Consider the following 12105-nt stretch of genomic DNA (forward strand, 5'->3'; position numbering starts at 1 on the left):
GCGCTGACCGTGATCGACACGCATGCGGGCGCGGGCCTGTACCGGCTTGACGGCGACTACACCGAAACCAGCGGTGAGGCCCAGGAAGGCATTTTCAGGCTGCTTTCCCAATCTGTTTCCGAGGCAAAACCGGCTCCAGCCCAAGCACAGCATGCGCAAGCAGCTCCTAAAAAAATAGCAAAGCCCACCACCGCCAAACCAGCCGCAGGCGGCTGGGCGCCTGCCCTGCAGGACTACATCGACCTGCTGCGCGGCCTGAACCCGCAATTCGCCGAAAGCGGCGACATCGCGCACCTGAAGATCTATCCGGGCTCCCCTTTCATCGAGCAGCAATTCCTGAGCGGGCGCGACAAGCTCAAGTTGTTTGAATTGCATCCCACCGATTTCAAGTCGCTTTCCGGCAACATTGAACAGTTGGGTGTAGGCCGCCAGGTGGCGGTTTCGCGCGAAGACGGCTTTGAAGCCCTGAAAACCTTTTTGCCGCCACCCGCCCGCCGGGCGATGGTGCTGTGTGATCCCAGCTATGAAATGAAGAGCGACTACGCGCGCGTGTCGGCCTGCATGGCAGACGCCGTCAAGCGCTTCGCCACCGGCACCTATGTGGTCTGGTATCCCATCATCCCGCGGCCGGAAGCCCATGACCTGCCCCGTAAGCTCAAGACGCTGGCCGTCAAAGCCAGCCGAAGCTGGTTGAATGCCGCTTTAACGGTGAAATCGAGCAAATTAACAACAGATGCCGCCGGTGACGTGGTGCGACCGGGCCTTCCTGCCAGCGGCATGTTTGTCATTAACCCGCCCCACACCCTCAAGGCAGAGCTGCAAGCGGCCCTGCCGCAAATGGTGGCCCTGCTGGGGCAAGACCGCAATGCCGGCTTCACGCTGGAGCATGGCGGCTAGGGCTTTCAGGACGACGCCCTGCAAGAGGGGATGGCAGCCGGCACCGCCAGCCGGTTATGCCAGGTTGGCTGTGTTGTGCGCCCAGACTTTCCTGTCTTTACCGCCGCAGTGAGTTGTGGCAAGGTTGCCCCGTAAACTTTCCCAAAGTCTGCGCCTCCATTGCCCCACCCCTGTTTGCCCGCTTCCTGTCCTGATTTCCGCTTTCTTTTCTTCTTTTCCTCCTGGCTCTCCCGCTCCCTCGGTGCTCCACCACTAAACATGCCCGTCCAGGCTCAAGCTCTCCCATCCGCCGCCCCGGATACGCCGGGCCGTGGACCGCGCGTGCGTGGGAAAACGGCCGGACCTGCGGAAAAGGGAATCAATGACGGCTCAGCAAGCGGGATGGCGATGGGCACGCCAGAGGACATGGAAAGTGAAATCGAGCGCCGGGTTGCGCTTCGCACCCAGGAGCTTCGTGCATCGCTGGCGCGCTACCAGACCATGGTGGACCTCGCGACCGAAAACATCTGCGTCGGGCAGGAAGGCCTGCTGCGCTTTGCCAATCCGCCGTGCCTGGCCTTGCTGGGTACAGAGGCCGGCACCATGGCCGACCGGCCCATGATCGAGTTCATCCATCCGGAAGACCGCAACTTTGTTTCCGGCAAGCACAAGCTGCGCGCCGCCGGCAACGTCGTCCCGGCTTTTGAGGCGAGATTCCAGCGCGACGACGGCACGACTTCCTGGGTGGAAATCAACGGCGTGCTGGTGGACTGGGAAGGTGCGCCGGCGGACCTTTTTTTCCTGAAAGATGTCACCGAGCGCAAAAGACTCGAGGCTCTGACCCGATCAGCCGCCGAGCGCTACCGGGCGGTTGTGGAAAACGTCAACGACGTGATCCTGGTGGTGCAGAAAGGCATCGTGCGCTTTTCAAATACCAGCGCCCAGGCCATGTTCGGCCTGACGCTCACCGGGCTGCCGTCCATGCACCTGATCCATCCTGACGACCGCAGGATGGTGCAGCGCCAGCGCGAGCTCATGCAGTCAGGCACCATGGTCAGCGCCTACGAGGCCCGCTTCATCACGCCACCGCGCGAGACCATGGCGCCGGACCTGCGCACCGGCTGGGCGAGCATCTACGGCACGCGCATTGAGTGGGACGGCGAACCCGCCCTGCTCGTGCTCATGTCCGACATCAGCGAACGCCGCCGGCTGGACGAAGAACTCAAGACCGCGCTGACGCAGCGCGAAGCCATCCTCGAAACCACCGCCGTCGGCGTCACCTTCCTCAAAAGCCGGCGCCACCAGTGGCTGAACCGCACGCTGGCCGCCATGCTCGGCTACAGCCCGGCCGAATTGCTGGGCCAGGAAACGCGCGTTCACTATCCCAGTGACGAGGACTTCGAACGCACCGGCGAACTCGCCTACGCGCAGATCGCGCAAACCGGATCGTTCTCGCTGGAAACGCGCATGCGCCGCAAAAGTGGTGAACTGATCTGGGTTCAGCTTGACGGCTCGGCGCTCGACCGCAATCGCCCGCAGGAAGGCTCGGTGTGGACTTACGTGGACATCACCCGCCGCAAGGAAGCCGACGAAGAAGCCCGGCGGGCCCTGGCGCGCGAACGCGAGCTGGGTGAGCTCAAAACGCGCTTTGTGTCGATGGCCTCGCATGAATTCCGCACGCCGCTTGCCACGATTCTGTCGTCCGCAGAGTTGATCGAACACTACGGCGAAAAAATCACGCACCGCGAGCGCCAGGACATCATGGCCGACCTGGTGATCGCGGTCAAACGCATGCAGGGCATGCTTGAAGACATGCTCACCGTCGGGCAGGCCGACGCCGGCAAACTCAAGCTCAACCTGAAACCGCTGGATATCGCGGCGCTGTGCCGCAAGCTCGTGACCGAAATGCACACCAGCGACGCCGGCCAGCATGCGATTGAATTTGAAGCCCCCATCGGCCACGACGCTTTTTCGCAGCTGGTCCTGCTCGACGAACGGCTGGTCCGGCACATTGCCAGCAACCTGCTGGCCAACGCCTGCAAATATTCGCCCGCCGGCAGTGTGGTGGTGCTCACGCTGGACCGCCGGCAGGATGAGTCCGGGGACCACCTGATCCTGCGCGTCAGTGACGAAGGCATCGGCATTCCGCCCTCAGACCTGCCACGCCTGTTCGAGAGCTTTCACCGCGGCTCCAATGTAGGCAACCGCCAGGGCTCCGGGTTGGGCCTGGCCATTGTCAAACACGCCGTTGACCTGCATCACGGCAAAATCGAGGTGGCAAGCATGCCGGGAACGGGCACACAGTTCACGATCAGCCTGCCCATTTCTCAAGGAAACCCATGACCCTGATCCTGATCGTTGAGGACGACGACGCCATCCGCAGCAACATCGTGCGGCTGCTCAAACTTGAAGGTTTTGAAACGGCCGCGGCCGCAGATGKCCGGCAGGGCCTGGAGCAGGCCCGTGCAAGCCGCCCCGACCTGATCGTCTCCGACGTCGGCATGCCCGGCATGAACGGCTTTGAACTGCTGGCAGCCGTGCGCGCCGACCCGCTGCTGGTCAACACTCCCTTCATGCTGCTGACCGCGCTGGATGACCGCGAGAGCATGCGCCGCGGCATGACGGCCGGCGCCGACGACTACCTGTCAAAACCCTTCAGCCGCGCCGAACTGCTCGACGCCGTCAACGCGCAGCTGAAGAAAAAAGAACGGGTGCGTGAAGCCATCGACTCGGGGGTGGCCGCCGGCGAAGAACGCCTGCGCGCAGCTTTTGCCAGCCGCATCAGCGGCAGCCGCCCCGACAGCGTAYCGGTTGATATTCCGGCCAGCGCGCAAACCGAAGAAATCGCCAATGCCACCGTGCTGGTGGCCAGCATCCGCAATTTCACCTCGCTGGCTGAAAAGCTCAACGCCGCGGAAGTGTCACAACTGCTCACCGAATATTTTGAGCGCATCTCCGAACCCGTGCTGAAAAACAGCGGCCGGCACATCAAGTTTGTCGGCGATGGGCTGATGGCGGTGTTTGTCGACACCCTCACCGGCTCGCCGCTGCCGGCCCCGCGCCGCGCCATTTCTGCGGCTCTTGCCATGGCACTGGCCACGCATGAATTCCGCGACTGGCTGGAGCAGCGCTTCGGCGGCCGCGCGCTGCCGCCGTTTGCCATGGGCATCGGCATCCACAGCGGCGCCGTCACGCTGTGCCAGCTCGGCACGCAACAGACCAAGGAACTCACGCCCGTGGGCGAAACCGTCACGCTGGCCTCACGGCTGGAAGACGCCACCGAAGAAAAGGGCTGGACGGTGATGGCCAGCGAGCAGACGCTCGGCGAAGCCGGCACCGGTATCCAGACCGGCATCCACACCTCGCTCTCGCTGCCCGGCCGCAACCTCGCCATCGATGTGGCCGAGGTCACGGGCCTCGTCACCACCATGGAAGACAAGATCCACGGCATGGCCAGCCTGACCGAGCGCGCCAGCGAGATCAGCGACGCCGTGCGCGCCAATTCGGACATTACCGCACGCGCGGTCAAGGGCGCGCTGGACGCCAAGCTCTCGGCGCTGAAAGACCTGCGCTTTGACGCCAGCAGCGAGGCGGTACGCCTCAAGGGCTACCGCATCACGCGCAAGATCGGCGCGGGCGGCATGACCGAGGTCTACCTGAGCGAACGCGAATCCGACGGCCTGCCGATCGTGCTCAAGGTGCTGGACTCACGCGGCAAGGAAGCCTCGGAACACCTGGTGCGCTTCATCCAGGAATACGCCCTGCTCTGCAAGATCGACCATCCGCACGTGATCAAGATCTACGACCAGGGGTTCACCGACGAGCATGCCTACATCGCGATGGAGTACTTTGAACGCGGTGACCTGCGCAGCCTGTTCGGACCCGACCTGGCCCGCTCGCAGGCGCTGACGGTGGCGCGCGAGGTCGCCCAGGCGCTGTCGGCCATCCACGCACACGGCATTGTCCACCGCGACATCAAGCCTGAAAACGTCATGCTGCGCGCCGACGGCAGCGTGGCGCTGGCCGACTTCGGCATTGCCAAGTCCATGCTGCAGGCCCCCAGCATGGGACTGACCCAAACCCATCACGGCGACGTCGTGGGGACGCCCTACTACATGAGCCCCGAACAGGCCACCGGCCGCAAGGTGACGGCGCAATCCGACCTTTACAGCCTGGGCGTGATGCTGTTTGAAATGCTGGCCAACCGCCGGCCCTACATTGCCGAATCGCTCGAACTGCTGCTGGCCAAGCACCTGAACGCCGACACCCCCGCCCTGCCCGCGGTGCATGCGGAATTGCAGGGCGTGGTCAACAAGCTGATGGCCAAAAGCCCCGAGCACCGCTACGAATCAGCCGAAGCCTTTCTGCTCGAACTCGAATCCATCGCGCCCGCGCCTGAAATTAGTCTTTAGAAAAGCTCCCCCCTGTCCAGGCTCACTGCGTGTAGCCCGGTCCCCCTCAGGGGGCGGCGCCTGGGGCCGGCAAAGCCGGACCCTCGGCCCCCGCTGGTAAATACCCCCGCTGGTAACGCCCTGAATTCTTCAACCAGCATGAGCCGTGGAACCGGCTTTGCCGGGCCACAGGCGGGCGGCCCCCTCGGGGGGCAGGGAGCTACACGAAGTGAGCGACCGTGGGGGTATATAATCGTGGGCTTTGCTGCAACATCCACAGACTCCTCCCCAGGATTAAAGGAATTTATATATGGCTACCGCCAAACCCAAGAAAAAGAACCCCCGCCTCGCGTCGGGCCGTAAGCGCGTCCGCCAGGACGTCAAACTCAACGCTGCGAACACCTCGCTGCGCTCCAAATACCGCACCGCTGTGAAAAACGTCGAAAAAGCCGTTGCAGCCGGTGACAAAGACAAAGCCAAGGACCTGTTCGCCAAGGCCCAAAGCATTGTGGACACGGTTGCCGACAAGGGCATCTTCCACAAGAACAAGGCAGCGCGCGACAAGAGCCGCCTGTCCGCCAAGGTGAAAGCCCTGGCACTGGCCCCCGCAAAGGCCGCCTGAGCAATCAGGCAAATCGCCCGGACGGCATTCTGAAAATACCGTCCGCCGTTTTGTAGGGTGCGCTGCAGCAAAGCAAAAAAGCCGTCGAAAGACGGCTTTTTTGTTGGGCGCTTCGAAAACCTCAGTCTTTGCGCGGGGGATCCGGAATTAAACAGGCTTCGGCCACCTGTAAATCGTTGTCTTTGGCGAAGTTGATGGCGAAGTCCCAGGCCATGGGCTCGGCCTCGCGCAGCTCTGAGTTAACGACCACACACTTCACGCCGTTGATGACGGTGGGCACGCACCAGGGGGAGTAGGTCAGGTGGCTGCCGGGCTGCGGGCCGCCCGGGCGGAAATGGCTCATCACGCCGCACAACCTGTCGGCCCAGTCGCTGGGCCGGAAGGTTTTGCCGTCGCGGGTAATACCCTGAATGAAGACTTCTTTGGCGGTGTTGGAGACCATCGGATGGAGGGTTTTTGCGGCGCCTGACGTGGAAAGGGATCGTATTCACCCCATGCTGCACCGCACAACAATTCTATCTTATTTGCGACTCTTATATAAGACTTGATGCCTGATTTTCAACATCAGGAGGCGCCAGGCGCCTGCATTGCAGTGATGCAGGATCGTCACAAAAGCCTGCAAACTCTGCGCCTAAAATCAACCTGTACTCCGGCCCAAAGGTATCGGAACAAAGTGAAAGTGATGGATTCGGGCCTAGGCCTAGGCGCAAACCGCAGACATAGCTTTGGCTATGGCGAGGATTTGCAACGACGGCATGGGCTCGAAGGCGCACTTTCATGTTTCGATACCTCTGGGTCGGAGTACCTGGCCTGCTTCACTTGTTGCGGGCCTCCGATTTTCAGYCCTGTTACAGCCCTTGTTCCGGAGTTCTCCATGACCGCAGCCCTTCCCAAGCACATCGAAGCCGCCTCCCCTCACGTGATGAACACCTACGGCCGCCTGCCCATCGCGCTGGACCACGGCCAGGGCTGCCGCGTCTGGGACGTCAATGGCAAGGCTTACCTCGACGCGCTGGGCGGCATTGCCGTCAATACCCTGGGCCACAACCATCCAAAGCTGGTGCCCGCCCTGCAGGACCAGATCGCCAAGCTCATCCACAGCTCCAATTACTACCACGTGCCTCTGCAGGAAACCCTGGCCGCCAGACTGGTGGAGCTGTCGGGTCTGGAAAACGTGTTTTTCTGCTCCACGGGCCTGGAAGCCAATGAAGCCGCGCTCAAGCTGGCGCGCAAGTTCGGCCATGACAAGGGCATTGAGCGTCCCGAAATCGTCGTCTATGAGAAAGCCTTTCACGGCCGCAGCATCGCCACCCTGAGCGCCACCGGCAACCCCAAGGTCCAGGCCGGCTTCGGCCCACTGGTGGAGGGATTTATCCGCGTACCGCTCAACAACATCGATGCGCTAAAAGCCGCTACGGCCAATAACCCCAATGTCGTCGCCGTATTCTTTGAAGCCATCCAGGGCGAAGGCGGCATCAACAGCATGAAAGACGAATACCTGCGCGACGTGCGGGCGCTGTGCGACGAGCGCGACTGGCTGCTGATGATCGATGAAGTGCAATGCGGCATGGGCCGCACCGGCAAATGGTTTGCGCACCAGTGGGCGGGCATCAAGCCCGACGTGATGCCGCTGGCCAAGGGCCTGGGCTCTGGCGTGCCGATTGGCGCAGTCGTTGCCGGCCCCAAGGCCGCCCACATCTTTAGCCCCGGCAATCACGGCACGACTTTTGGCGGCAACCCGCTGGCCATGCGCGCCGGAGTGGAAACCCTGCGCATCATGGAAGAAGAAGGCCTGCTTGCCAACGCCGTGAAGGTGGGCGACCACCTTCGCGCGGCGTTGGCCCGGGAACTGGCCGGCGAAAAAGGTTTGAAAGAAATCCGCGGCCGCGGCCTGATGCTGGGCATTGAGCTGACAGTGCCTTGCGGCGAGCTGCTCGCCCGCGCCGCCGAAAACGGCCTGCTGCTGAGCGTGACCGCTGACACCGTGATCCGCATGGTGCCTTCGCTGATCATGACCACAGCTGAAGCCGACGAAGCGGTGGCCATCCTGGTTMCGCTGATCAAGCAGCTTTTGAAAGAGAAAAACGCGTGACCACTGCGATCCCCTCCACGCCTGCTGCCGTGCGGCACTATTTGCAGTTCAGCGACCTGAACGCGGCCGAATACGCCTATGTTTTCGAGCGCGCCGCCATCATCAAGAAGAAGTTCAAGGCCTACGAAAAACACCAGCCSCTGGTCGACCGCACGCTGGCGATGATYTTCGAAAAAGCTTCGACGCGCACGCGCGTGAGCTTTGAAGCCGGCATGTACCAGTTGGGCGGCAGTGTGGTGCACCTGACCACCGGCGACAGCCAGCTGGGCCGTGCCGAGCCGATTGAAGACAGCGCCAAGGTCATCAGCCGCATGGTCGACCTGGTGATGATCCGCACCTTCGAGCAAACCAAGATCGACCGCTTCGCCGAGCACTCGCGCGTGCCGGTCATCAACGGCCTGACCAATGAATTCCACCCTTGCCAGATCCTGGCCGACATCTTCACCTACATCGAGCACCGCGGCTCCATCAAGGGCAAGACAGTGGCCTGGGTGGGTGACGGCAACAACATGGCCAATACCTGGCTGCAGGCCAGCGAAATCCTCGGCTTCAAGGTGCACGTGAGCACCCCGGGCGGCTACGAGGTTGACCAGTCCATCGCCGGCATCCGTTCGGCCGAAAGCTACAAGGTCTTCAAGGACCCGATGCAGGCGTGCGCTGGTGCCGACCTGGTCACCACCGACGTATGGACCAGCATGGGCTATGAGGCCGAAAACGAAGCACGCAAGAAAGCTTTTGCGGACTGGTGCGTGGACGCCGAAATGATGGCCGCGGCCAAACCCGACGCGCTTTTCATGCATTGCCTGCCTGCCCACCGCGGCGAAGAAGTCGAAGCCGAAGTGATCGACGGCCCGCAGTCCGTGGTCTGGGATGAGGCTGAAAACAGGATGCACGCACAAAAGGCACTCATGGAGTTCCTTTTGCTCGGGCAGCTCGCGTAAACACTGAGCGATCAACGATAGGGCATGAGTTCCATCGGCACCGCGAGCCGCGTCACCCGTCTCGCGGAACACCAGGCACTGAAGCGGACGGGCTGTCCAACGCAATTGCGGCACCGCGAAGCGCAGGTGATTGCCCGGACTGAATGACGTACACCGGCACGTCTGCCAGAAACTGTGCAAAGCGGCCCTTTGCCTTGAAGCGTTGCCCAAACGCCGTATGCTCGAAAACTTCTCCCATGCGCGGAACGATGCCGCCGCCGATAAATATCCCGCCGCGAGCGCCGAGCGTCAGTGCCAGATTGCCCGCGACCGTTCCGAGGAACGCGCAGAAAAGATCGAGTGCTTCGCGAGACCAGGGATCACCCCCATCCAGTGCTGCCGACGCTACGGTCGCCGCATCAAGCCCGGCGTCAGGTGCACAGCCGTCAACCTCTTTGATGGCCAGGTAAATATCGACCAGGCCCTGGCCGCATACGGCTCTCTCGGCCGAAACATGCCCGTAGCGGCGGCTTAGCCAACGGAGTACCGCTTGCTCACGCGGTGTGCAAGCCGCCAAAGTAGCATGCCCTCCCTCCCCCTCGATCGGGATCCAGCCACCCTGCCCGTCGGGCAACAGCCCCGAAACGCCCAAACCGGTACCGGGCCCGATCAAACCCATCGCAGCGAAAGGGGCGGCCTTTGCGCCCTGAACCTGACGCAACTCCTCTGGCTTCAGCGTGGGCAGCGCCAGGGCCAGCGCCGTAAAGTCATTCAGCACCCGCAGCTTCGCGAATCCAAATTGCTCTTTCAGTGCCTTGATCGAGAAAGTCCAACGATGATTGGTCATTCGCACCTGATCCCCATGCACTGGATTGGCAATCGCGATTGCGCAGTCAGGAGGGGCGCTTCGCCCCACGACGCCCAGGTAATGCCGGATTGCATCCGCAAGGCTGGCATATCCAGCACAAGGCAATATCACCAGGTCATCGATGGATGCCCCGGCACCGGCACCGGCCTGCCACGCGAAGCGTGCGTTGGTCCCGCCGATGTCGGCCAAAAGCCGCCCACCGCCGCCAGGACTGCCGGGCAATGCAGTCATCTTTTTTTATCGCAACCGGGCCAGGATGAGCCGCTCGTCATTCCATGGTGATTTTTGCGGTCTTCACAATTTCGCGGTACAGCGAGGCCTGTGGACCGACGAACGCACGAAGCTCACGGCCGGTCATCGGAGCGACCGTGATGCCGGCTTCCGCCAGCTTTGTGCGCACGTCTGACTGCGCGAGTGCGTCCAGCAATGCCTTTTCATAAGCGGCCACGATAGAGGGGGAGGTTCCCGCTTTCACAAACAGGCCTTGCCAGAGCGGCAGCGAAATTCCGTTGAAGCCCTCTTCCTCGCCAATGCGCCTGACATTCGGCAGTTGCGGAACGCGTGCACTATCCGACACCGACAGGGCCTTGATCTTGCCCTCCTTGAGAAAGGGCATCGCCGTCGACAAGACCAGCACCGCGCTGTCTACCTGGCCACCCACAAGATCATTCACGATCTGGGCACCACCACGGTACGGGATATGCAACATTTCCACCTTTGCCCGCTTGTTGATAAGCGACCCATAGAGATGTTGCATCGTCGCAATTCCGGGTGTTGCGTAATTGAAGTTCTCTTTACCGCTTTTTCTCAGCGCGCCCGCCAGGTCGGAAAGCGTCGCGTGGGGCGAACCCGCGGGGACGGCGAATACCAGCGGCACCGTGGTCATTCTTCCAACCGGCAGAAGGTCCTTCTCCCAATCCAGCCTGGTCTTCGGATTGACCATGGGCACCAGCACGGTATCCGTACCTCCCATGTAGATCAGGTTACCGTCAGCTGGCGCATTGAGCACTTTTTGCGCGGCAATCATGCCGCTGGCGCCCGCAACGTTCTCGACGATGACCTGACGCCCCAGGCGCTTTGACAGTTCGGCCCCCACAACACGGGCAACCAGGTCGGCACTGCCGCCGGCAGAGTACCCGACTATCAGCGATACAGGCTTGTCCGATTGTGCGCGGCCAATGCCCGGTAATAACGCGCCGGCGCCCAGCAAGGCAAGCTGGTTCAACAGCCTGCGACGCCCGGATCGCTGGCGAGCAAAAAAATCTTCCATGACGTGTCTCCATGTTTTATGTACCCGCTGAATGCATGGCGAGTATATTGTATTTGTATTTATTGTAATTTGTATTAATTTTAAATTTATTCTATATAAAACATAGAATTACACAAATACAATATGTATCAATCAAAAATTTTAGCGAGCATGCCAATAGGCTTGCCGCGTCACAATCCAAGCCGTCCATGAATACCAGTATGTTTGAATCATTTATTACCGGCCACTGGTTCAGCGGCGAAGCCAAACGCATCTGGAGCGACAGGGCCACGTTGCAGGCATGGCTCGATGTTGAAGCAGCACTGGCTCATGCCCAAGCCGAACTCGGCGTCATTCCCACCGAGGCTGCGCAAATCATCGGGAAGAAGGCCGATGCCCGGCTCTTCGATCTGGAACGCCTGTCCCGGGACATCGCGTTTGCTCAACATCCGCTCGTTCCCGTCCTCTCCCAGTTCGAGGAACTGTGCGGCGACCCAGCGGCGGGCTATATCCATTGGGGGGCGACGACCCAGAACATCTTCGATACCGCCAGTTCACTGCAGATGCGCGAGACACACCACTTGTTGACGGGTCATCTGGATGCAGCCATCGCCACACTTGGCAGGCTGGCGCAGGAACACCGGGCAACGGTGATGGCGGGCCGTACACACGGTCAACATGCATTGCCAATGACGTTCGGCTTCAAGCTTGCCGGCTGGATCGACGAACTGGATCGGGATCGGGATCGCCTGACGCAGCGTCTGGCCTCGTCGTTCGTCGCGTGCATGGGCGGTGCGATAGGCACTTTCGCAGCGATGGGCATCAAAGGCCGGACCGTGGAAGCGCGCATGGCCGAGCAACTCGGGTTACCGCCAGCCGGGCTGCCAAGCCGTTCGTCTTACGACCGCGTGTGCGACTACATTTCAGCACTGGGGCTGCTTGCAGGTTCCGCGCAGAAAATCGCGCAAGACGTCGTATTCATGCAGCGCACAGAAATCGGGGAGATTGCGGAAGCGTTTCACATGGGCAAGGTAGGCAGCTCGACCATGGCGCAAAAACGCAATCCGTCCACCGCGCTGCTGTTGGT

At 61.5% G+C, this 12105-nt stretch carries 10 protein-coding genes; 7 read left to right on the top strand and 3 right to left on the bottom strand.

Annotated elements, in window-relative coordinates; all coding sequences use genetic code 11:
* The 4 genes from AC1D1X_RS05940 to rpsT form a co-directional block, all read left to right on the top strand.
* Window positions 1-897: 23S rRNA (adenine(2030)-N(6))-methyltransferase RlmJ (locus AC1D1X_RS05940; protein WP_477697968.1), on the top strand; the 897-nt coding region annotated here is incomplete at its 5' end.
* 387 nt (window positions 898-1284) lie between these two features.
* Window positions 1285-3219, top strand: coding sequence for a sensor histidine kinase (locus AC1D1X_RS05945; protein ID WP_477670052.1), 1935 nt, complete (start codon window positions 1285-1287; stop codon window positions 3217-3219).
* Complete coding sequence (locus tag AC1D1X_RS05950; protein WP_477697969.1) at window positions 3216-5288, top strand: protein kinase domain-containing protein; 2073 nt, start codon at window positions 3216-3218, stop codon at window positions 5286-5288. The genes AC1D1X_RS05945 and AC1D1X_RS05950 overlap by 4 nt, the downstream gene beginning before the upstream one ends.
* A 289-nt stretch (window positions 5289-5577) precedes the next feature.
* The gene (rpsT, locus tag AC1D1X_RS05955; RefSeq protein ID WP_007864125.1) at window positions 5578-5889 is read left to right on the top strand and encodes a 30S ribosomal protein S20; all 312 of its coding nucleotides are present in this window, start codon (window positions 5578-5580) and stop codon (window positions 5887-5889) included.
* A gap of 121 nt (window positions 5890-6010) precedes the next feature.
* Here rpsT and AC1D1X_RS05960 read toward each other — a convergent pair whose 3' ends face one another.
* Entirely contained in the window at window positions 6011-6331 is a 321-nt protein-coding gene (locus AC1D1X_RS05960) for a DUF3579 domain-containing protein (protein ID WP_411885285.1), read from the bottom strand.
* 432 nt (window positions 6332-6763) lie between these two features.
* On the opposite strand from AC1D1X_RS05960, the gene AC1D1X_RS05965 reads away from it, so the two are divergent.
* Both AC1D1X_RS05965 and argF read left to right on the top strand, forming a co-directional pair.
* Window positions 6764-7981, top strand: a complete 1218-nt coding sequence (locus tag AC1D1X_RS05965; RefSeq protein WP_477697970.1) for an acetylornithine/succinylornithine family transaminase — start codon at window positions 6764-6766, stop codon at window positions 7979-7981.
* Window positions 7978-8922 (top strand): ornithine carbamoyltransferase, encoded by a 945-nt coding sequence (gene argF, locus AC1D1X_RS05970; RefSeq protein ID WP_477671382.1) that lies wholly within the window; start codon window positions 7978-7980, stop codon window positions 8920-8922. Before AC1D1X_RS05965 ends, argF begins: the two co-directional genes overlap by 4 nt.
* A gap of 52 nt (window positions 8923-8974) precedes the next feature.
* Here the strand turns inward: argF and glk are convergent, their stop codons facing one another.
* Window positions 8975-10000: a glucokinase gene (glk, locus tag AC1D1X_RS05975; RefSeq protein ID WP_477671381.1), complete on the bottom strand. Its 1026-nt coding sequence runs from the start codon at window positions 9998-10000 to the stop codon at window positions 8975-8977.
* A 37-nt stretch (window positions 10001-10037) separates the two neighbouring features.
* Window positions 10038-11039: a Bug family tripartite tricarboxylate transporter substrate binding protein gene (locus AC1D1X_RS05980; protein WP_477671380.1), complete on the bottom strand. Its 1002-nt coding sequence runs from the start codon at window positions 11037-11039 to the stop codon at window positions 10038-10040.
* Between the two features lie 188 nt (window positions 11040-11227).
* On the opposite strand from AC1D1X_RS05980, the gene AC1D1X_RS05985 reads away from it, so the two are divergent.
* A partial coding sequence (locus tag AC1D1X_RS05985) for a lyase family protein (RefSeq protein ID WP_477697971.1) occupies window positions 11228-12105 on the top strand: 878 nt, incomplete at its 3' end.

The organism is Polaromonas sp. P1_G4, assembly GCF_056405475.1.